We start from the raw sequence: 21,034 nt of genomic DNA, 5'->3' as shown, positions 1-21,034 counted from the left end.
TGTTGGCGCAAATGATGCGCACAGTCCGCACGACTGCAAAACGCTGATGCAACAAGCCGCCATCGCAAACCGGCATGGCATTTGGCAAACGGCTTACCATGACGCCCTCATGAAACTCGACCCCGTCTCCCTGCGCCTGTTTGTGGCCGTGATGGAAAAAAACACCATTGCTGCCGCCGCTGCGCGCGAGCACCTGGCCGCGTCGGCCGTGAGCCGCCGCCTGGCCGACCTGGAGGACGCCTTGCGTGTGAGCCTGTTCACCCGCAGCAACAAGGGCACCGAGCCCACCGCTGCAGCGTTTGCACTGCTGAACCTGGCGCGCGGCGTGCTGAACGACCTGGACGGCATTGCCACGCAGATGCGCGAGTACGGAACCGGCGTGCGCGGCCATGTGCGCGTGGTGGCCAACATCTCGGCCATCACGCAGTTTCTGCCGGCTGAGCTGCAGAGCTTTTTGGCACAACACCCGCAGGTGGATGTGCGGCTACAAGAGCAGATCAGCAGCGCAATTGCGCATTCGGTGGCCGAGAACGCGGCCGACGTGGGGATCTTGAACGAAGGCCACTATGGCGAGCGGGTGACGCTGCTGCCCTACCGCACCGACGAGCTGGTGCTGGTGGTGCCCACAGGCCACGCGCTGGCGCGGCGCAAGTCTGTGCGGCTGGTTGACGCCCTGCCCTTTGACTTTGTGGGCGCACACCCGGGCAGCGCCATCAATAACCAGCTGACCCGCGCGGCTGCCGAGGCGGGCCTGCCGCTGCGTCTGCGCATTCAGGTCACGAGCTACGACGCGCTGTGCCTCATGGTCAACGCAGGCCTGGGCGTGGGCGTGATGCCGCGTGGCAGCGCCGCGCTGTACCACGGTACGCTCGCCATCCGCACCGTGACGCTGAACGAACCCTGGGCGCAGCGGCGGCTGGCGCTGTGCGTGCGGTCCGAAGAATCGCTGTCCACCGTGGCCCGGTTGCTGGTGGAGCACCTGCGGTCGCAGCAACCGGAGCCCTTGGCATGAGCCGCACCCTCCCTGCCCTGCAATGGGATGTGTTTTGCCGGGTGATCGACAACTTTGGCGACATCGGCGTGTGCTGGCGCCTGGTGGCGCAGCTGGCAAATCGGGGCCACAGCGTACGGCTGTGGGTGGATGACGCGTCGGCCCTCCAATGGATGGCGCCTGCGGGCTGCCCGGGGGTGGAGGTCCGCGCCTGGGGCTCGGCTGTGCCCGGCCCGGGTGAGCGGCCGCCCGACGTGATGATAGAAGCGTTTGGCTGCGACATTGCTCCTGAATTCATAGCTTATAGCGCTTATCAGCCAAGCGCCAGAGGGCAAAAAGGCCAAAAACACCATCAACCCGTCTGGATCAACCTGGAATACCTGTCGGCCGAGGGGTATGTGGAGCGCAACCACCGGTTGCCCTCGCTTCTTTCGTCTGGCCCTGCTGCGGGCTGGACACGCTGGTTTTTCTACCCCGGCTTTACGCCCGCTACCGGCGGGCTGCTGCGCGAGCCCGACCTGATGGTGCAGCGCGCAGCGTTCGACCAGGCGGCCTGGCGCACGGCGCACTTGGCGGCGTTGGGGAGCAGCAGCGGCAGATCGGCGCAACGCTGGGTGTCGCTGTTCTGCTACGAACCCGCCGCCTTGCCAGAATTGCTGCAGCAAGCCCAGGAGCAGCCCACGCAGTTGCTCGTCACCCCGGGCCGGCCCGCAGCAGCGGTGCGTGCCGCGCTGGGCGATTTCAACAATCAAAATACTAATCAAATTGGCATCCAGAGCTTATCTGATAAGCGCGAGCAGCTATCAATTTCATACCTACCCCACTCCCCACAGCCCGCGTTTGACGAGATGCTGTGGGCCTGCGACTTCAACGCCGTGCGCGGCGAGGACTCGCTGGTGCGCGCTCTCTGGGCCGGGCAGGCGCTGGTCTGGCACATCTACCCGCAGGACGACAACGCCCACCACGACAAACTGTGGGCGTTTCTGGACTGGGTGGATGCGCCGGCAACCATGCGCGCATTTCATGCCACCTGGAACGGGCTGGACACCGCGCCGCTGCAGTGGCCGGGCGAAACAACGCTCGCCGAATGGACCGCCTGCATCCACGCCGCCCGCACGCGACTGCTGGCGCAAGACGATCTCGTCACGCAACTTTTGGGCTTTGTTGCCGAAAAACAGTAAAATCCGAGGCTTTGCGCAAAACAGGTACGGCAGCAGTGCTACCACCCCGCGCACTTTCGCCGCAGAACATGCACCGGCGCGCAAACCAAGCGGTTTGCCAGCCCGCGCGTTGAGCGGCCCCAACCCAAGCAACTTGCTATGAAAATCGCTCAAGAAATCCGCGCCGGCAACGTCATCATGCACGGCAAGGACCCCATGGTGGTCCTCAAGACCGAATACGCCCGCGGCGGCCGCGGTGCAGCCACCGTGCGCATGAAGCTCAAGAGCCTGATCGGCAACTTCGGCACCGAAAACGTGTTCAAGGCCGACGACAAGATCGACAACGTGATCCTGGACAAGAAGGAGTGCACCTACTCCTACTTTGCCGACCCCATGTACGTGTGCATGGACACCGAATACAACCAGTACGAAGTCGAAGCCGAAAACATGGGCGACGCACTGAACTACCTGGAAGACGGCATGACGCTGGAAGTGGTGTTCTATGACGGCAAGGCCATCTCGGTCGAACTGCCCACCAGCGTGGACCGCGAAATCACCTGGACTGAGCCAGCCGTCAAGGGCGACACGTCCGGCAAGGTTCTGAAGCCCGCCAAGATCGCCACCGGCTTCGAAGTGCCCGTGCCCCTGTTCGTCTCGCAAGGCGACAAGATCGAAATCGACACCCGCACCGGCGAATACCGCAAGCGCGTGTAATTTCGTCGCTTGTTGCGCTCTGCAAAAAAAAGGCTTCCCAAGGGAAGCCTTTTTTATTGCTACGCGGGTATGGAGCCCGGGCCTATTTGCGCTGCACGCGCCTGCGGTAGTCGCCTGCGTTGTTGCCGCGAATGCCTGTCTCTTGCGTGCCAGTGACCTCACCGACCTTGCGATCTTGGTCAAGGCCCGTAATGGGCTGGGCCTTGATGTCGGTTTCACGCTCAAAACTGTGCGACTTGTCGGTGTTGCGGTAGTACCGGTACAACATCCAGTACAACCCAATGGCGCCCGCCGGGCCCAGGGCCAACAGCGCAAGAATGCCGTCGTTGTCCATGGTCAGCGCGCCACCAGCCACAGGGCAATGGCTTCAAGCACCGTGCCCACAGTAAGGGCGGCCAGGATGAGCTTCCACTGCTGCACGGGTACGCTGCCCATCGTCTCACCTGTGCGGCCGTTCACCGCGATGTAGTGCAACATCCCCTTGGTGCCACTTCCCGGCTCCTGGTAGGAATACAGCCACACCGGCAGGTACATGGCCACCCAACGCGTACCGTGCACATCGATGCGCTCTTGCTCCCAGCGCACGCCCCGGCCATATTGGCGCACCGACGATTGCACCTGCGCGCGGGCAATGGAGAGCAGCTGATCTTCGAGCTGCGGGTTCAGGTGCGCTACGTCGCGGTCGCGCTTCTCCGACGTGTAGCCAACCAGGTACGAGGCGTTCCACTTCACCGCGTTTTTGGTGTCGAACGGCAGGATGGTGTTGATCACGTTGTTGGTGTTGGTCTTGGTGTCCAGGTTGCCGCGCGTGGCACTCGATTCCATGGTCAGGTCGTCCACCGTAAAGTCTACGTGCCGCTGTAGCTGGTACACATCGGCGTCGTAAAAGGTCTTCTGGTCCTTGCCCTCACCCCGCGTGTAGCGGCGGGTTTCCACCTCGCCAAATCCGGCGACGTCTGCGCTGGCTTTGGCGTCCACCACCATGTAGGGCAGGTACACACCCAGCACGTTATCGGGGGAAAACTCTTCCTTGAAGGCCTTCAAGGCAAACATCTGGCGCTTGCCAACGAACTGGCGGATGCGTGCCACCGCATCGTCCTTCTTGATGTGAAAGGGCAACACGGCATCGGGCACCGCACCGTTGTCGATCTGCTCGTTGACCCCCAGCACGTGGCGGCACCAATGGCAACGTGCAGTCATCGCGTTCTGGGTATTGACCACCACCTCGGCGCCGCAGCCCGTGCACTTGAAGGTACGCACGCTGGCAGCATCTGCCCGGATGTCTTTGGCCCCCGAGGCGATGACCGTGCCTCGCAGGTCATCCAGGCCCTCCCCCAGGCCAAACTCTTCCTCCACACGCGCGCCATGCCATTCATGGCGGCAGAACAGGCAGATCAGCTTGTCGGAGCCAGCGCGGTGCTGGATCTCGGTGGAGCCACATTTCGGGCAGTGGTTCAGGCCGTCGCTAAGCTCCGTGGTAGAGGTGTCGATGGCCACCGGATCGGGCGCCTGCAATTCGTCGCGGATCGACTCAGGCAGCGTCGCCGGGTCTACCGAAAACTGCCCCGGCGCGGGCGGCACGTCCTTCGGCGAACCCGGACCGGTGGGCAGCGCAGGCGTGGGTTGCGTCATGTGATGGAGCGACTGTGAACGGACCTACAGGCCCAACGCCTTGGCCTTGACGGCGTCGTAGTCGGCCTGTGTGATGAGTCCCGCATCCAGCATCTGCTTGGCCTTGGTAAGCCGGGCAATCGGGTCGTCGGCTGGAGCCGCCGCCGGTGCAGCAGGCGCAGCCACGGGTACCACGGGAGCCACGGGCTGCTGCAGCCCGCCGATACCTGCCACGCCCGCAGCCATGCCCATGCCAAAGATGCCGTTGGCGCCGCTGTTCTCGCCGGCCGACTGCATGCCCGCTGCGACCGAGGCCTGCAGATTGGAATTGCCGCGCGCGCCCAGCAGCGCATCGGCACGCTGAACGGTCTTGAGCAGTTCCTTGGTCTGGGCGTCGTACTCGATCGAGATGATGGCGGTCTTGACGATGGCCAGGCCGCGGTCGGATCTCCACTGGTAGGCGGCTTCCACAGCATCCGAAAGGCTCTTGGCAAAACCGACGGAGTCCTGCTGAATCTTCGTGATGCGATTACCCTTTTCGGGATCGTTGGTGTACAGGCTGAACGCCGGTGCCAGTGAACCCACCACTTCGTTGAAGAGCTGGCTGGCCGCTGCGTTATCAAGGTCGGTGAAATCAAACACTTGGCCGGGCTGCAGATACGCCGCAGGCACAAAGCTCTTCACAAACAGGATCGGGTCGGCGATTTTGAGCGTGTAGCTGCCGCGCGTGATGGCGCCCACCTGCGCGTTGAGGTAGCGGTCATCCCAGTAGATATCGGACTGCGTGCCAAAGCGGTTGTTGGGCAGCTCCTTGAGCGACACGAAGAACGCCGCCTGCTGCGAGCCGGGCTGGCCGCCAAACTTGAACCGCTCCCAACTCTGCTTGACGAGCGTATCGACGAAACCGCCACCGGTGAAAATGGATTGGGAATTGAGGTCGTTCGAATTCCACTCATAGCCGCCGGGTTCTGCAGCAAAGCCGGTGACGGCTCCGTCCTGAAACAGCAGCAGGCCGTAGCCCTCGGGCACGACGATCTTGGAACCGTTGGTGATGATGTTCGACGAGCCCTTGGTGTTGGAACCCCGCCCGGCATTGGTGCCACGCGGCACCGCCGCAAACAGCGCGGCCGTCGCTGGCAGGCCCTCGGGCACGGTGTAGAAATCCTTCCACTGATCCGCGAGCATCCCGCCAATCGACCCGACAGCTGCCTGAATGAGACCCATGATGCTATTCCTTGTGTGAGTGGCCGGATGTGGCCCGCCAGCGGTTGCCTGAGCGGCAAAAGCATATCCGAAAACAAAAGGAAGATGCCGCGATGGTTGCGCAGTGAAGGTACGGCCAACGGCAATCCCCGGCAGCGCTCTGGCCCGAGCGCAAGCGCTTGAGTTCGTGACGCGCACAGCAAAAAGGCTTCCACAAGGAAGCCTTCTCTTGCACACCCCACCCAGGGTTTCGCTATAAAAAAAATGAGCTTCTAGCGCCTGTTTTCTATAGGTTTCAATATAAAAACACATTGAAACCCAATAAGGGCAAGCGCCACCCGCTCACTTTTTAGATGGGTTGCGCGATCAGGTCATGTCCACGCACGCCCACGATGCGGGCTTTGGTGAACTCGCCCACCTTCATGGTCTTGCTGATCTTTTCGGGCGGCAGCAACTGCACAGTGCCGTCGATCTCGGGCGCATCCGCATAGGTGCGGCCCACGCCGCCCTTGCGGCCAAGACCCGGGGCGGAGTCGACGAGCACCTGCATGGTGGCGCCCACACGGCGCTGCAGCTTGGCAATGGACACTTCTTCAGCCACCGCCATGAAGCGGGCACGGCGCTCTTCGCGCACTTCCATCGGCAGCATACCGGGCAGCTCGTTGGCAGCTGCGCCAGTCACGTCGCTATAGGCAAAGCAGCCTGCGCGGTCGATCTGCGCCTCGCGCACAAAGTCCAGCAGGTGGGCAAACTCTTCTTCCGTCTCGCCCGGAAACCCGGCAATGAAGGTGCTGCGGATCACGATCTCGGGGCACACCTCGCGCCAGCGCTGGATGCGCTCCAGGTTGCGCTCGCCGCTGGCGGGGCGCTTCATGCGCTTCAAGACGTCGGGGTGGCTGTGCTGCAACGGCACGTCCAGATAGGGCAATACGCGTCCGGTGGCCATGAGAGGCAGCACATCGTCCACGCTGGGGTACGGGTACACGTAATGCAGGCGCACCCACGCGCCATAGGGCTCGGCAATCTCGCCCAGCGTCTGCACCAGCTCCAGCATGCGGGTCTTGACAGGCTTGCCATCCCAGAAGCCCGTGCGGTACTTCACGTCCACGCCATAGGCGGATGTGTCCTGGCTGATGACCAAAAGCTCCTTCACGCCGCCTTCGAACAAGGCCTTGGCCTCGCTGAGCACGTCGCCAATGGGGCGCGACACCAGGTCGCCGCGCATCGAGGGGATGATGCAGAAGGTGCAGCGGTGGTTGCAGCCCTCGCTGATCTTGAGGTAGGCGTAGTGCTTGGGCGTGAGTTTGATGCCTGCAATGCCAAAACTGCCCGGCACCAGATCGATGAAGGGGTCGTGCGGCTTGGGCAGGTTCAGGTGGACGGCGTCCATCACCTCTTGCGTGGCGTGCGGGCCGGTCACCGCCAGCACACTGGGGTGCATCTTTCGCACCATGTTGCTGCCATCGTCGCCCGTGCGGGCGCCCAGGCAGCCGGTAACGATGACCCGGCCGTTCTCGGCCAGCGCCTCGCCGATGGTGTCCAGGCTTTCCTTGACGGCATCATCAATGAAACCACAGGTGTTGACGATGACCAAGTCAGCGCCGTGGAAGGTCTTGGAGGTTTCGTAACCCTCGGCGCTCAGTTGCGTGAGGATCAGCTCGGAATCGGTCAGGGCCTTGGGGCAGCCCAGGCTGACAAATCCGACTTTGGGTGTTTTCGTGGGGGACAGTGCTTCGCTCATATCCACGTATTGTCCCAGTTCCGGCGTTGGAGGGGTACCGTTCCCGATTCAAGGCAAGGTTTGCACCTCCCATCGCCCGTGAAGCTGGCTTTGCCCGGCCACTGGGGGGGGCATCCCCCTTGAAGGGGGAAGGCGCCGTAGGCGACTCAGGAAGTCAACGCTTAATACCGAAGGCCCCCAGCATCTGCTCTGTCTGCTTTTGCATCTGTTCCTGCATCTGCGTCAGCATGGACTGCGACTGCTCCACGTAGTTGCCCATCATGCCCTTGAGCATGGGCGACTGCAGGCTCATGAAATGGGCCCACATCTCTGGAGTCACGCTTTGCGACTGCTCGGCCAGCTTGGCCTGCACGTCGGTGAAGGCCTGCACGTTCTTTTCCAGGTACGCCCCCATGAAGCCCTGCATGGCATGGCCATAAAAACGAATGATGTTGGCCAGCACGGCCTCGGTGAACATGGGCGCACCGCCCGCCTCTTCTTCCAGAATGATCTGCAGCAGGATGCTGCGCGTGAGGTCTTCACCCGTTTTGGCGTCGCGCACCACCACTTGCTGGTTGGCCATGACCAGTTGGCGCACCTCAGCCAGCGTGATGTAGGTGGAGGTGTCTGTGTCGTACAGACGGCGGTTGGGGTATTTCTTGATCACGCGTTGCGCCGACTTGGACGCGGCACTTTTCTGGTCGGACACGACGAACTCCTCGGGCTTGAGGCCCATGTATTGCAGTGCAACACATTCTAGGGATCGGGCCGACCACCACCAGCGAAGGAATACCCTGATGGGGACGCTACGCACCTTGTCGCAAGCGTGACACTTGTTGCGACAGGGCCCCACAGCAAGGACGCAACACCGCAAACCACTCGCACACCCGTCTCGGCAGTGCGGCGCCTCGTCCGACAGATCCTTGCTTTTACCAATGCGATAGTGGTCGTTTATCCATTTTTGAAGCGACATGCCCGAAAGTCTTCAACTATCTCCTTGGCTTGCCACCATCGTTGCGGCATTGTTTGCGATCATTCTGGCGGCCATTGCACACCGCATCGTCGCCATCGTGCTGCGCCGTGCAACCAGCACTTTGCCGGTGGTGCACACCGTGGTGCTGGCTTGTGTACCCGTGATGCGCTTTCTGCTGCCGCTGATTGCCCTGCAACTGGTGTGGCAAGCCGCGGCAAATGATCTGCCATACATCAGCGGCATACGCCATCTCAATGGACTGGCCATCATCGGCGGAGTCTGCTGGCTGTTGATCGCGGCGATTGGGGGGCTGGCCAATGGCGTCATTGCCCAGCACCCCGCCGATGTGGAAGACAACCTGACGGCACGGCGGATCGCCACCCAGGCGCGCGTGCTGTCGCGCACCGCCATGACGGGCGTGGTCATGGCAGGCGTAGCGCTCATGCTCATGACCTTTCCGGGCGCGCGAGAGGTGGGCGCAAGTTTGCTTGCTTCGGCGGGGGTCGTGGGTATCGTCGCCGGGATTGCGGCACGTCCCGTCTTCAGCAACATCATCGCGGGGCTGCAGATCGCGCTGGCACAGCCGATTCGCATCGACGATGTACTCATCATCGAAGGTGAATGGGGCCGCGTGGAAGAGATCACCAGCACCTACGTGGTGCTGCGCATCTGGGACGAGCGGCGCCTGATCATCCCGCTGCAATGGTTCATAGAGAACCCGTTTCAAAACTGGACACGCACCAGCTCCGAAATCCTCGGCACGGTGTTCCTTTTCGCCGACTACCGGCTGCCGCTGGACCCATTGCGCGCTGAATTGCAGCGCGTGCTGGAAGCCGCACCAGAGTGGGACAAGCGCGTGAGCGTGCTGCAACTTACCGATGTGACCGAACGCACCATCCAGATTCGCGTGCTGGTATCAGCACGCTCGTCCGGCCTGGCATTTGACCTGCGGTGCCGGGTGCGAGAAGCACTGGTCACCTTCATTCAGCGCGAGTATCCGGATTGCCTGCCGCAGGTGCGCATGCCTGCCACTGCGCACAACCCACCAAACGCCATGGCATACGTGAAGGCCATGCCGTAGTCTCCGAGGATGCGCAGCGCAATCGCAGGTACGACTCGTAGGCTCTGTTAGCAGCGGACACGAGGCCATGTCCTCCAAAGGTGGGCGGCAGGTCGGGAAGTTGACTGTCACGGAACATTCGAAGGGGTGAGTACGGTAGAGCTTTACGGCTTAAGCAGCCCCATCAGCGAAAGGACTTGACCATGATGCACACCCCCGCTCCATCACCCACCCCGGTGCCGCCCCTGGAAACCCCACCCCAGTGGTTGCCAGAGCCACCCCAAGGCGACCCACCGCTGCACCCCGGCGTCCCGCCGGTTCAGGACCCGCCTCCTCATTTTTAACAGGGTGCCTGCAGCCCGCCATAGCGGCCAGCGCCACGGGGTGGGGCGCTATGTGGAAACGTTTGCTAAACGAATGATGACAATGCCGACGGTTTCATCGGTCATTGAAGCGATTGCTCAATGGCCCATCTTGAAATACGCGACCACCAGCACAGCCACCACCGCGGCTGTTGCGGCCAGCCAGAAAATCCGGATGTCATACAGACCAAAATCTGGATCGGAATCCATGTAGTCATGGGAAGCATCGGATTCGTTGCGCGACGTGTTCATGATGGAGACCCCTGGCTGTGTGGAGTCACGAAGTTATCGCCACCAAGCTGGATGCGCTGTCAGACAAACACCCATCCTCCCCGGCGCTTTCGCCTCATGGAGTTGATGCCCTGGTACTCATATGGAGAGTCCCGACACGGAGACAACAGAGGGGACACAAGCCAAAAAAGGCAAAAAAAGCCCGCTGTGGTAGCGGGCTGATTTTTTGCAAGCCCTGGTTTGGCTTGCGAATTTTGGTAGGCGCGATTGGACTCGAACCAACGACCCCCACCATGTCAAGGTGGTGCTCTAACCAGCTGAGCTACGCGCCTGTCGTCAATCAAGACCACAATTATAGCCACAAAAATCGGGCATCCAGATCAAACCAAACAACAAAATCAGCGCACCTTGTGTTGGACTGCATTCAGCGCCGCCTCGCAGAGCGCACGCCAGACACACCCGACACAATCCCCAGAACCTTGTTCAGGCGCCCAGAATCCGTCACCTCCACGGTGAAGGTCATCCAGGCCGTGCCTTTGACCGACTGGGTCTGCACACCGATCACATTGGTTTTTTCGCGGGCGAACACTTCCGAAATATCGCGCAACAGGCCCTGCCGGTCAGCGGCCTCCACGGCCACGTCCACCGGGTAGACGGCCGCGCCCACTGCAGATTTTGGAGTGCCCCACTCCACGTCAATCACACGTTCGATGCTGCGCGCCGCCATTTCACGAAAGTTGCTGCAGTCGGCGCGGTGCACGCTCACGCCTTTGCCACGTGTCACAAAGCCGCGGATATCGTCCGGTGGCGCTGGCTTGCAGCACTTGGCCAGCTGGGTCATCAGCGAGTCGATCCCCACCACCAGCACGCCGCCCTTGGGGGCCGAGTCGTTGGTCCGCGTTTTCTTGAGCAGCAAAAAATCGTCGGGCTGCATGACGGGTTCGGGCGGACGCAGCACGGTTTCAATGTTGCGCAGCGAGAACTCGTCCTTGCCCACTACTTCAAACAGCGCATCCGCTGATTTGAAGCCCAGCTGTACCGCCAGGTCGTCGAGCTTGACCGCGGTTTTGCCCTCACGCTGCAGCAGTTTTTCTACCGCCTCGCGGCCCCGTGCCACCGTCTCATGCGTGACCTGGGCATTGAACCAGGCGCGCACCTTGGCTTTGGCGCGGTTGCTGGTGAGGTAGCCCAACTCGGCATTAAGCCAGTCGCGCGACGGGCGGCCTTCCTTCACGGTGGATATTTCCACCGTCTGCCCGTTTTGCAACTGCGTATTGAGCGTGACCATGGCGCCATCGACCTTGGCGCCGCGGCATCGGTGTCCCAGGCTGGTGTGCACGGCGTATGCAAAGTCCACGGGCGTAGCGCCCTGTGGCAGCTCTACCACCGCAGCATCGGGCGTCAGCACATAGATGCGGTCTTCAAACAGGCCCCGGTTGGGCACGGAGCCCACCAGGTCGCGCTCCCACGCCAGCAGCTGGCGCAGCACGGCAATCTTGGCGTCGTATTCGCCCGTGGCTGAAACGCCCGCGTAGCCTTTGGCACCGGCCTCCTTGTAAGCCCAGTGCGCCGCCACGCCATGCTCGGCGTGTTCGTGCATGGCCTGGGTGCGGATCTGGATCTCGATGGGCTTGCCGTTGTCGTCACGCACGATGGTGTGCAGCGATTGGTAGCCATTGGGTTTGGGCTTGGCGATGTAGTCGTCAAACTCTTCCACGATAGGCTTGAACTGCTCGTGCACCCAGCTCAGCGCGGCGTAACAGTCTTTCACTGTGGGCACCACCACGCGCAGCGCGCGGATGTCGAACACCTGATCAAAGTTGAGCGCCTTGCCCCGCATCTTCTTGACGATGCTGTAGATGTGTTTGGGGCGGCCCTGCACGCTGGCGCTGATGCTGCGCGCGCGCAGGTCAGACTCGAGCCGCCCGCGCAACTGCTCCATGTACACCTCGCGCTCGCCCCGCTTTTCATCAAGCAAGCGGGCCACATCCTTATAAGTGTCGGGCTCCAGAAAGCGGAAGGACAAATCCTCCAGCTCCCACTTCACCTGCCAGATACCCAGGCGGTTGGCCAACGGCGCAAAAACCTGTAGCGACTCGCGCGCCAAACTGGGCGACACCGGCAGCTTGCTGGCGGCATGAAAGCGCAGCGTCTGCAAGCGAGACGCCAACCGCAGCATCACCACGCGCAGGTCGCGCGAGAACGCAAGCAACATCTTGCGCACGTTCTCCGTCTGCACAGCCGGGTCCTCAAGGTGTTCGGCGCCCCGGGCCTGTTCCTGCACGCGCATCAGCTTGGTGGTCTCCACCGCCAGTGCTGCGAAATTGGCGCCAAACGCTTTGGCGATGACGTCTTCGGGCTTGTTAAGGTGAATACACGCATGCACCAAGTAGCTGGCAGCCTGCATGGCTTCAGAGCCCCCAATGCCCTTGAGAATGGCGGCCACCGCATCCGCGTGGGCCAGCGTGTTTTCGCCAGAACTCAGGGTCTCGCCCGCGATTAAGGGCTCTGCAAAGGCACGCGCACGCACCAGTGCATTCACCTGCTCGGGCAACGTGTGGGCCGTGGCGGCAAGGAGCTGCGGAAGCGCGTCGTTCTGGGGGGTGAACGACGCCTGGGCGGGAGGATAGGTTTTCATCCGGCCGCAGCACCTTCCATGGCCAGCAGGAAATCTGTGACAGCAGCAACCTGGTCTGCCGCCACCAGGGTGGGCGCATGCCCCACACCGTCAAACTCAACGACCTGCGCACGGGGCCCTCGCTGGGCCATGGCCTGTGCGGTCTGGGGCGACAGCAAGTCCGATTGCGCACCGCGCAGCAGCAATGTACGTGCGGTGATCTGGTCATACAGCTGCCACAGTGCTGCCTCGCCGACTGCGGCGGACTCTTGCGTCAGCGCTTTGAAAGGCACCGCAATGGCCGGGTCGTAATGCAGCGTGAAGCCGCCTCCGGCAGATTCAGGCAGCACGCGCACCATGGCGCGCGACAAAGCCAGCCACTCGTCCTGCGTATGCGGCCCAAAGCTGGTGGAGATGGCCCACATCGCATCGGCAGCCTGCTGCAACGACTCAAACCGCGCCGGTTGCCCCAGGTACAGCCCGATGCGCTGCAACGCTTGCCACTGGATCACAGGGCCCACATCGTTGAGCACCATGCGGCGCACAGGCACGGGCAATGGAAGACCTGGCTGCCCCGTTACGGCCATGCCGATGAGCCCGCCCATGCTGGTGCCTACCCAGTCCAGCGTAGCAATAGGGCCCTGCTGGTGCAGTTGCGCCAGCAAGGCCAGCATGTCGGCCGCGTACTGCGGAATCTGGTAGCCCATGGGCTCGGCCAGCCAGTCGCTCTGGCCACGGCCGACCACATCGGGGCACACTACGCGTGCATGCTGGCTCAGGGCGCGGGCCAGCGTGTCGAAGTCGCGCCCCTGGCGCGAAAGCCCGTGCACGCAAACCACCACATGGGGATGCACAGGGTTGCCGGTGGCATTCCATTCCCAATACGCCATGCGGTGCTGTGGGGCTGGAGCGGCCGCAGCGCCTGAAGACGGTGGCGAAGCCGCAGAACCAGGGCACAGTACGTAGTTCAGCGTAGGTTCATTCATGGGTGCGGAATCCTGGGGCGGCGCTTGATAATGCTTGTGAAAGTCGGTCCGCATCGCCAACGCATGTGGGCCAACTTTTCCTGCGTTGCATCGTAATTCATTCGGAGAGACTCTCATGCTGAAAGGCAAAACTGCCCTCGTCACCGGCTCCACCAGCGGCATCGGCCTGGGCATCGCCAAGGCTCTGGCCCGCCAGGGCGCCAACATCGTGCTCAACGGCTTTGGCGACGTCGACACGCCCCGGGCCGAGGTGCTCGCCGCCGGTGAAGCCGCAGGCGCCCAGGTCGCTTACCACGGTGCCGACATGAGCCGCGTGGCCGATATCGAGGACATGATGAAGTACAGCGCGTCCCAGTTCGGGCGCGTGGACATCCTGGTGAACAACGCCGGCATCCAGCACGTGGCCAATGTGGAGGACTTCCCCGTCGAGCGCTGGGATTCGGTGATTGCCATCAACCTCACCAGCGCGTTTCACACCTCACGTCTGGCGCTTCCCGCCATGAAGAGTGCCAACTGGGGCCGCATCATCAACGTGGCATCGGTGCACGGCCTGGTGGGATCGGCGCAAAAGTCCGCTTATGTGGCGGCCAAACACGGCATCGTCGGGCTGACCAAAGTCACGGCACTGGAGAACGCCACCACCGGGGTCACCTGTAATGCCATCTGCCCAGGTTGGGTGCTGACGCCACTGGTCCAGAAACAGGTGGACGCGAAAGCGGCCGAGCATGGCCTGTCGAACGAAGACGCCAAGAAGTTGCTGCTGGGCGAAAAGGAACCTTCCATGCAGTTCACCACGCCAGAAGAACTGGGTGAGCTGGCTGTGTTCTTCTGCTCCCCCGCCGCCAACAACGTGCGCGGCGTGGCGTGGAACATGGACGGCGGCTGGGCAGCGCAGTGAGAACGACCTCAGGCCTTGCGATAAATTAAAAATGATAGCTACTAGCGCTTACTGGATAAGCGCTAGCAGCCGATTTGGTTAAAAATCAGCGCATCTGCACCGACCCCGAAACGTTCACGATGACTTGGGCCTTGCCCGCCTCCACCGGCACGGCCGAATCAGAGAACGAGCCCATCTTGGCCTCGGCCGCCATCATGCGTGGGCGCGGGCCGGGAACCATTTCGTTGCTGTTCACGGCCACTTCGCGCAGGCTGTAGTTGCTGAATCCAAAACCCTTGGCGAGTTCTGCAGCACGGGCTTTGAACTGCTCAATGGCCTGGGTCTGGGCCTCGATTTCCACCTTGGCACGGGCTTCACGCGACAGACCAAACGCCACGTTGCTGATCGCCAATGTCTGGATCTTGCCCGCCGTGGCGGTGATGCGTGCAAAGTCGCGGCCCTCCAGCACCAGCTCGGCGCGACCCTGCCAGCCGTTGATCTTTCCGTCCTTGCCATAGCGTGGGTACAGGCCAAACGGGCCGGTGCGCACGTCCAGTTGACCGGGCTGGGCGTTGCGTTTGGCTTCCGTCAGCGCCGTGTCAAGGGCCTGCTTCAGCTGAGTCTGCACCGTGGCAGCGTCGGCCGCCTCCTTGTTGGTGGACAGGTTGAGCACCAGCAAATCCTGCTGAACCTCCACCGTACCCGTAGCCGCCAACTGCACGACGTTGCGCGGCTCTGCGGTTGAAGAATTTTGAGAAAAAGCGGCCCCAGCGCAAGCGAGTAAAGCGCTGGCAGCTATAAGTTTAGTAGTAGTATTCATCACAAAGGCATCCTTGATGTCGGTACGCAACCCGGGGTCGGGCAGCGCGGGGCACCACCATAACCGCAGGGCGCGACCCCGGCGATAACGGCGTGTAGCGCGATACGCGAAGCTGCGCAAAACTTGTAACAGTTGGTCAAACCCAGGCCCAAAAGCCGAACTTCGGCGCTTCAAGTGGTCAGAATCGGCTCTGTTACAAATTGGACTTGAGATCAACATGGCCACAACAACCAATCGCACCGACAAAGTTCTGGTGGTGGACGACGATGCGCGAATCCGCGATCTGCTGCGTCGCTACCTCACACAAGAAGGTTTTGAAGTCATGGTCGCCGAAGACGGCAAGGCGCTCAACCGCCTGCTGCTGCGCGAAACGGTTGACATCATCGTGCTCGACCTGATGATGCCCGGCGAAGACGGCCTCTCGATCTGCCGCCGCCTGCGCGCCGCCAACGACCGCACCCCCATCATCATGCTCACCGCCAAGGGCGAGGACGTGGACCGCATCGTGGGCCTGGAAGTGGGCGCCGACGATTACCTGGGCAAGCCTTTCAACCCCCGCGAACTGCTGGCCCGCATCCACGCCGTGCTGCGCCGCCGCCCAGCGCAAGAGGCGCCGGGCGCTCCATCGGGCGAGAACGAGGTGGTCACCTTTGGCCCCTTCACCTTCGACCTGGGCACCCGCGCCCTGCAACGCAACGGCGAAGAGCTGCCCCTGACCACCGGCGAATTCGCCATGCTCAAGGCGCTGGTGCGCCACCCGCGACAGCCCCTGTCGCGCGAAAAGTTGGCCCTGCTGGCCCGTGGCCGCGAGTTCGAGCCCTTTGACCGCAGCCTCGATGTGCAGGTCTCGCGCCTGCGCAAGCTGGTGGAAGTGGACGCTGCCGCGCCACGGTACATCCAGACCGTTTGGGGTGTAGGCTACGTGTTCGTACCCGATGGAACCAGCTGACCTTCATGCGTAAAACCGACGGCAAGCCGAGATGGTCGTCTCGGCAGTCCGTATCCGCCCCCGCCGACGCCACCAGCCCCGCGCCACTTGAATCCCTCCGCAAGGCCAGGGAACAGCGTGCGCGTGTGGGCCTGAACCTTTTCTGGCGCACCTTCTTTCTGCTCGCGCTGCTGCTGGTTGGCAGCATTCTGGCGTGGCTACAGACGCTGCGCGCGCTCGAATTTGAGCCCCGCACGCTGCACACCGCGCAGCAGATCGCTTCATTGGTCAACCTGAGCCGCGCCGCGCTGGTGCATTCGGACGCCATCCAGCGCGTCTCGCTGATCAAGACCATGGCCGATCAGGAAGGCGTGCGCATTCTGCCGCGCGAACCCAAGGACAAGTTTGCCCTGCTTGACAGCACAGCTTTAGGCAACCGCCTCACCGACGAACTCACCCAGCGCCTGGGGCCCGACACCATCGTGGCCCAAAGCGTCAATGGTGAAAACGGCCTGTGGGTAGGCTTTAACATCAACGGCGACCCCAACTGGCTGCTGATGGATCGGTCCCGCTTCAGCCCTGCAGGCGGCCGCACATGGCTGATCTGGCTCATCACGGCCGGTGCGCTGTCGCTGGCGGGCGCGGCAGCCATTGCGCGGCTGATCAACCGCCCGCTCAAGCAGTTGTCCTATGCGGCTAACCGGGTGAAAGACGGTGACTTTGCAGCCAGCCATCTGGATGAAGAGGTGGTGACCAGCGAAATCCGCGAGGTCAACATTGGCTTTAACCGCATGGCGCAAAAGCTGGCCAAGCTGGAGCAGGACCGCGCCGTGATGCTTGCGGGTATTTCGCACGACCTGCGCACACCGCTGGCCCGCCTGCGGCTGGAAACCGAGATGAGCGTGACTGACGATGTGGCGCGCGAGCACATGGTGGCGGACATCGTGCAGCTCGACGCCACCATCGACAAGTTTCTGGACTACGCGCGGCCCGACCATGTCACGTTGACGCCGGTCAACCTGCTGGCCGTGGTGTCGTCCTGCGTGTATGCGGTGCAGGACCACCGCGAGCTGCAGATCACCATGTCTGTGCCCGAAGACCTGAATGTGTTGGCCGACGAGGTGGAGCTGGCCCGCGTGATCTCTAACCTGCTGGAGAACGCACGGCGCTATGGCAAGGCAGAGGACACCAGCATCACCAACGTAGACATCGTTGCCAAGGGCCGCGAAAACTGGGTGCTGGTCAAACTGCGCGACCACGGCCCGGGCGTGCCACCGGAGCAGTTGTCAAACCTGACCAAGCCCTTCTTTCGCGGCGACACGGCGCGTACGGCCGCCGCAGGCGCGGGGCTGGGGCTGTCCATCGTGGACAAAACGGTGCAGCGCATGGGCGGCATCTTTGCGCTGGCCAATTCCAGCACGGGCGGCCTGGTGGCCCACCTGCAATTGCAGCGGGCCACAGATCTGCCCGAGGGGGCTGATCCGAAACAGCGCTTGCAAAGGCCTTCCATCAAGCGCCAGTTGCCCCGTCGAAGGGCAGAAGACCGGATGGCGTGACGACGTGAAAGGGGCAACAGGCCGCGTCGGCGGCGTTGGCCCTGAGTCTTGCCGCCCTGGTTTCTACGGCGTGTAAATCAGCGCCGCGGCGCGTGCCTCCATCGCCAGCCCCTGCCCCACCGGGCCCAAGCGCTCGGCCGTTTTGGCTTTCACGTTGACTTGTCCCTCTGCCACGCCCACTGCACGTGCTATGGCTGCGCGCATCGCAGGGATGTGTGCAGCCAGGCGCGGCGCCTGGGCGACCACGGTGCTGTCGATGTTGCCGATTTCGTAGCCCGCCGCCCGCACACGGCGCGCCGCCTCGGCCAGCAGCACGCCCGAATCGGCACCGCGAAAGGTCGGGTCGGTGTCTGGGAAATGGCTGCCAATATCGCCCAGTGCAGCGGCACCCAGCAGCGCATCGGTGATGGCATGCAGCAGCACATCCGCATCCGAATGGCCCAGCAGGCCCATGGTGTGGGCGATGTCCACGCCTCCAATTACCAGCCTGCGGCCCGGCACGAGCGCATGCACGTCCCAACCTTCCCCGATCCTGAAATTCATGATGGTATTGCCTTGTGTAGATGTGTTGTTGTGGGCACTGGTCGCCCCAAGCAGTTGCACCGGCAGTGCAGTGCGCTGGTTCAGAACAGGTTCTTTTTCCCGAGGGCGGCCCCCACCTGGCCCCGCTCGCCGCCAAACAGGGCCAGCGTCGTGCCGTATCCCCGCTGCGCCAGCACCGCGGCAGCCAGCGCAAAATCGTCCGGGTAGGTAACCTTGAAGTTCTGCGCCCCGCCCGGCACCAGCCGCGGGTGCAGGCCCATGGCCTCCATGGCACTGGCCTCGTCGGTCACGTTCGAGCCTACCTTTTCTATCGCATCCATCAACGGGCCGATGCGGAACATCTGCGGCGTCTGCGCCAGCCACTTGTTGCTGCGGTCGACGGTGGACGCCACCCGCACGCCGCCCGGGCCGTCAATCGATGTCTTGAGTGTGTCCGCCAGCTTGTGGGCCAGCAGGCCGCCCACGCTGTCGCCTGCGCACTGGTCGATGAGGGTGTCAATCTGCTCTGAAGTGATCAGGCAGCGTGCGGCGTCATGCACCAGCACCCAGTCGTCTGGCTGGGCTCCACGCGCCAATAGCGCCTTGAGGCCGCCCAGCACGGTATCGGCTCGGGTGGGGCCACCGCACTCCACCACGAAAAAGGCCGCATCCGCATGCGCGTTCAAAAAATGGTCTCCGGGCGCCACCGCCACCAGCGTGCCCAGCAAACGGCTCACGCCAGCAAGCGCCCCCAGGGTGTGCAGCACCATGGGGTGCCCCGCAACCAGGTGGTACTGCTTGGACAGAGGGACCGCGGGCACAGGAGGTGTTGTATCTGCCTTTGAGAACGCCGCCAAAGTAGACGGTACGGGCGGGCAGCCATCGGGCGCAAGTGACGGCGCAGCCGCTGCGGCAGCGGGAGGATTGGCCCCCGCCGCAATCGCCCGCGAGCCGGTTCCAGCACAGGGCACCAATGCCCAGAATCGCCCGTGGGCGGACAAAGGGGCGAGCGGGGGTTGCAGCAAGGGAGCAGTCATGGAGCGCTCATTCTAAAATCTCCTGTTGCCTACCCATCCAGCCCGTGCACGTTTTGTGCCCCTGGGGATGCGGCGGGCCCCGACGACACCGTCCGCATGGAACTGCCCAAACTCTCCCCCGGAAAACGTTTCACCCTGCCCCGCCCCGTGGGCAGCGCCGATTCCCTGCTGCTGGCCCGCCTGGCTGAACGCGACAAGGCAGGGGGCCGCACCACCGCCATCGTCACGGCCGACGCCACCGATGCGCAGCGCCTCATCGAGGAAATGGAGTTCTTCGCGCCCACGCTGCGCTGCGCGCTGTTCCCGGACTGGGAGACGCTGCCCTACGACACCTTCTCGCCCCACCAGGACCTGATCAGCGAGCGACTGGCCACGCTGTGGCGTATCTCGCAGGGTGAAGCCGATGTAGTGCTGGTGCCCGCCACCACGGCGCTGTACCGGCTGGCGCCGCCATCTTTTCTGGCGGGCTACACCTTCCACTTCAAGGTCAAGCAAAAGCTCGACGAAGCGAAATTCAAGGCCCAACTCACGCTGGCTGGCTACAGTCATGTGTCGCAGGTGGTCAGCCCAGGTGAATACGCGGTGCGCGGCGGGCTGATCGACCTGTTTCCCATGGGCTCGCTCGTGCCCTATCGCGTGGATTTGTTCGACGATGAGATCGACAGCATCCGCACGTTTGACCCTGACAGCCAGCGCAGCCTGTACCCCGTGCCCGAAGTGCGCCTGCTGCCCGGCCGCGAGTTCCCCATGGACGATGACGCGCGCGCCAAATTCCGCAGCCGCTGGCGCGAGATGCTGGAGGGCGACCCGACCAAGAGCCGCATATACAAGGACATGGGTGCGGGCGTAGCCACCGCAGGTATCGAGTACTACCTGCCCCTGTTTTTTGACGACACCGCCACGGTGTTCGACTATCTTGGATGCGAGGCCACGGTGGTGCTGCATGGCGACCTGGAACCCGCGTTCCAGCGCTTCTGGCAGGACACCAAGGACCGATTTCGCCTGGTGCAGGGCGACCCAGAGCGCCCGGCGCTGCCGCCTGAATCGCTGTTCCTCTCGGCCGACCAGTTCTACACGCGCGCCAAGGAGCATGCGCAGCTGTCCATCCGCCCCGGGGTAGAGGACATTGCCGACAACCCCCACTTCCAGAAGCTGGGCGACCTGTCGGTGGTGCGTGGTGCCGAAGACCCGCTGGCCCGGCTGCACGCCCACATCCGCAACACGCAACACCGCGTGCTGCTGCTGGCTGAGAGCGATGGCCGGCGCGAGAGCCTGCTCGACTTTCTGCGCGCCAGCGGAGTGAACCCGCCAGCCTTCGACTCGCTGGCCGAGTTCCAGAGCGCGGACGATGAGAAGGTAGGCATCGCCACCGCCGGCCTCACCGTGGGCTTCAGCTGGATCGAGGACGGCATCGACTTCGTCACCGAGACCGAGCTGTTTGCCGCAGGCCCCACCACGCGCCGGCGCAAGAAGCAGGAGCAGGTGAGCGATGTCGAGGCACTGATCAAGGACCTGGCCGAGCTGAACGTGGGCGACCCGGTAGTACACAGCCAGCACGGCATCGGGCGCTACCGCGGCCTGGTCAACATGGACGTGGGCAACAAGAACCCCGACGGCACGCCCGCCATGCAGGAGTTCTTGCACCTCGAATACGCCGACAAGGCGG

At 63.0% G+C, this 21,034-nt stretch carries 20 protein-coding genes and 1 tRNA gene; 9 read left to right on the top strand and 12 right to left on the bottom strand.

What is annotated here, in order from left to right; translation table 11 throughout:
- Positions 1 to 109 precede the first annotated feature (109 nt).
- The 3 genes from ACK4OE_RS18070 (at position 110) to efp (ending at position 2,865) form a co-directional block, all read left to right on the top strand.
- Positions 110 to 1,012: a LysR family transcriptional regulator gene (locus ACK4OE_RS18070; protein WP_409886679.1), complete on the top strand. Its 903-nt coding sequence runs from the start codon at positions 110 to 112 to the stop codon at positions 1,010 to 1,012.
- The gene (gene earP, locus ACK4OE_RS18065; protein WP_409886677.1) at positions 1,009 to 2,172 is read left to right on the top strand and encodes an elongation factor P maturation arginine rhamnosyltransferase EarP; all 1,164 of its coding nucleotides are present in this window, start codon (positions 1,009 to 1,011) and stop codon (positions 2,170 to 2,172) included. The genes ACK4OE_RS18070 and earP overlap by 4 nt, the downstream gene beginning before the upstream one ends.
- 138 nt (positions 2,173 to 2,310) lie before the next feature.
- A complete protein-coding gene (efp, locus tag ACK4OE_RS18060) occupies positions 2,311 to 2,865 on the top strand; it encodes an elongation factor P (RefSeq protein ID WP_100410906.1) in 555 nt (184 codons plus the stop codon).
- 82 nt (positions 2,866 to 2,947) lie between these two features.
- Here the strand turns inward: efp and ACK4OE_RS18055 are convergent, their stop codons facing one another.
- The 5 genes from ACK4OE_RS18055 to phaR all read right to left on the bottom strand — a co-directional run bounded on the left by ACK4OE_RS18055 (position 2,948) and on the right by phaR (position 8,135).
- The gene (locus ACK4OE_RS18055) at positions 2,948 to 3,199 is read right to left on the bottom strand and encodes a hypothetical protein (protein WP_409886675.1); all 252 of its coding nucleotides are present in this window, start codon (positions 3,197 to 3,199) and stop codon (positions 2,948 to 2,950) included.
- 2 nt (positions 3,200 to 3,201) lie between these two features.
- Positions 3,202 to 4,497 carry a TFIIB-type zinc ribbon-containing protein gene (locus tag ACK4OE_RS18050; RefSeq protein WP_409886673.1) on the bottom strand — a complete coding sequence of 432 codons (1,296 nt, stop codon included), beginning with the start codon at positions 4,495 to 4,497 and terminating at the stop codon, positions 3,202 to 3,204.
- Positions 4,498 to 4,521: 24 nt separating this feature from the next.
- On the bottom strand, positions 4,522 to 5,700 hold the full coding sequence (locus ACK4OE_RS18045; RefSeq protein ID WP_409886671.1) for an SPFH domain-containing protein: 1,179 nt from the start codon (positions 5,698 to 5,700) through the stop codon (positions 4,522 to 4,524).
- A gap of 328 nt (positions 5,701 to 6,028) precedes the next feature.
- Positions 6,029 to 7,420, bottom strand: coding sequence for a 30S ribosomal protein S12 methylthiotransferase RimO (gene rimO / locus ACK4OE_RS18040; RefSeq protein ID WP_409886669.1), 1,392 nt, complete (start codon positions 7,418 to 7,420; stop codon positions 6,029 to 6,031).
- A 154-nt stretch (positions 7,421 to 7,574) separates the two neighbouring features.
- On the bottom strand, positions 7,575 to 8,135 hold the full coding sequence (gene phaR, locus ACK4OE_RS18035; protein ID WP_409886667.1) for a polyhydroxyalkanoate synthesis repressor PhaR: 561 nt from the start codon (positions 8,133 to 8,135) through the stop codon (positions 7,575 to 7,577).
- Positions 8,136 to 8,370: 235 nt separating this feature from the next.
- On the opposite strand from phaR, the gene ACK4OE_RS18030 reads away from it, so the two are divergent.
- A complete protein-coding gene (locus ACK4OE_RS18030; RefSeq protein ID WP_409886665.1) occupies positions 8,371 to 9,453 on the top strand; it encodes a mechanosensitive ion channel family protein in 1,083 nt (360 codons plus the stop codon).
- A gap of 182 nt (positions 9,454 to 9,635) precedes the next feature.
- Entirely contained in the window at positions 9,636 to 9,776 is a 141-nt protein-coding gene (locus ACK4OE_RS18025; RefSeq protein ID WP_409886663.1) for a hypothetical protein, read from the top strand.
- A 117-nt stretch (positions 9,777 to 9,893) separates the two neighbouring features.
- Here ACK4OE_RS18025 and ACK4OE_RS18020 read toward each other — a convergent pair whose 3' ends face one another.
- The 4 genes from ACK4OE_RS18020 to ACK4OE_RS18005 all read right to left on the bottom strand — a co-directional run bounded on the left by ACK4OE_RS18020 (position 9,894) and on the right by ACK4OE_RS18005 (position 13,628).
- Positions 9,894 to 10,046, bottom strand: coding sequence for a hypothetical protein (locus ACK4OE_RS18020; protein ID WP_409886661.1), 153 nt, complete (start codon positions 10,044 to 10,046; stop codon positions 9,894 to 9,896).
- A gap of 234 nt (positions 10,047 to 10,280) precedes the next feature.
- Positions 10,281 to 10,357, bottom strand: a tRNA-Val gene (locus tag ACK4OE_RS18015).
- 92 nt (positions 10,358 to 10,449) lie between these two features.
- Positions 10,450 to 12,663, bottom strand: a complete 2,214-nt coding sequence (locus ACK4OE_RS18010; RefSeq protein WP_409886659.1) for a RelA/SpoT family protein — start codon at positions 12,661 to 12,663, stop codon at positions 10,450 to 10,452.
- On the bottom strand, positions 12,660 to 13,628 hold the full coding sequence (locus ACK4OE_RS18005) for an alpha/beta fold hydrolase (protein WP_409886657.1): 969 nt from the start codon (positions 13,626 to 13,628) through the stop codon (positions 12,660 to 12,662). The genes ACK4OE_RS18010 and ACK4OE_RS18005 overlap by 4 nt, the downstream gene beginning before the upstream one ends.
- Positions 13,629 to 13,743: 115 nt before the next feature.
- Here ACK4OE_RS18005 and ACK4OE_RS18000 point away from each other — a divergent pair, with 115 nt between their 5' ends.
- Positions 13,744 to 14,526 (top strand): 3-hydroxybutyrate dehydrogenase, encoded by a 783-nt coding sequence (locus tag ACK4OE_RS18000; protein ID WP_409830700.1) that lies wholly within the window; start codon positions 13,744 to 13,746, stop codon positions 14,524 to 14,526.
- A gap of 85 nt (positions 14,527 to 14,611) precedes the next feature.
- On the opposite strand, the gene ACK4OE_RS17995 is transcribed toward ACK4OE_RS18000, so the two are convergent.
- Positions 14,612 to 15,325: an SIMPL domain-containing protein gene (locus ACK4OE_RS17995; protein ID WP_409886655.1), complete on the bottom strand. Its 714-nt coding sequence runs from the start codon at positions 15,323 to 15,325 to the stop codon at positions 14,612 to 14,614.
- 217 nt (positions 15,326 to 15,542) lie between these two features.
- Here ACK4OE_RS17995 and ompR point away from each other — a divergent pair, with 217 nt between their 5' ends.
- Positions 15,543 to 16,274, top strand: coding sequence for a two-component system response regulator OmpR (gene ompR, locus ACK4OE_RS17990; RefSeq protein WP_069106237.1), 732 nt, complete (start codon positions 15,543 to 15,545; stop codon positions 16,272 to 16,274).
- 5 nt (positions 16,275 to 16,279) lie between these two features.
- A complete protein-coding gene (locus ACK4OE_RS17985; protein ID WP_409886653.1) occupies positions 16,280 to 17,809 on the top strand; it encodes an ATP-binding protein in 1,530 nt (509 codons plus the stop codon).
- Between the two features lie 63 nt (positions 17,810 to 17,872).
- On the opposite strand, the gene ispF is transcribed toward ACK4OE_RS17985, so the two are convergent.
- Together ispF and ACK4OE_RS17975 are read right to left on the bottom strand one after the other, a co-directional pair.
- Positions 17,873 to 18,352 (bottom strand): 2-C-methyl-D-erythritol 2,4-cyclodiphosphate synthase, encoded by a 480-nt coding sequence (ispF, locus tag ACK4OE_RS17980; protein ID WP_409886651.1) that lies wholly within the window; start codon positions 18,350 to 18,352, stop codon positions 17,873 to 17,875.
- Positions 18,353 to 18,432: 80 nt separating this feature from the next.
- A complete protein-coding gene (locus ACK4OE_RS17975; RefSeq protein WP_409886649.1) occupies positions 18,433 to 19,368 on the bottom strand; it encodes a 2-C-methyl-D-erythritol 4-phosphate cytidylyltransferase in 936 nt (311 codons plus the stop codon).
- A 96-nt stretch (positions 19,369 to 19,464) separates the two neighbouring features.
- On the opposite strand from ACK4OE_RS17975, the gene ACK4OE_RS17970 reads away from it, so the two are divergent.
- On the top strand, positions 19,465 to 21,034 hold a 1,570-nt coding region (locus ACK4OE_RS17970), incomplete at its 3' end, for a CarD family transcriptional regulator (protein ID WP_409886647.1).

Origin of the sequence: Acidovorax sp. (genome assembly GCF_046314175.1) — a bacterium.
GTDB lineage: Bacteria > Pseudomonadota > Gammaproteobacteria > Burkholderiales > Burkholderiaceae_C > Acidovorax.
Note: the sequence above shows the minus strand (reverse complement) of the source record. Positions and strands in the feature narration are given on the sequence as shown.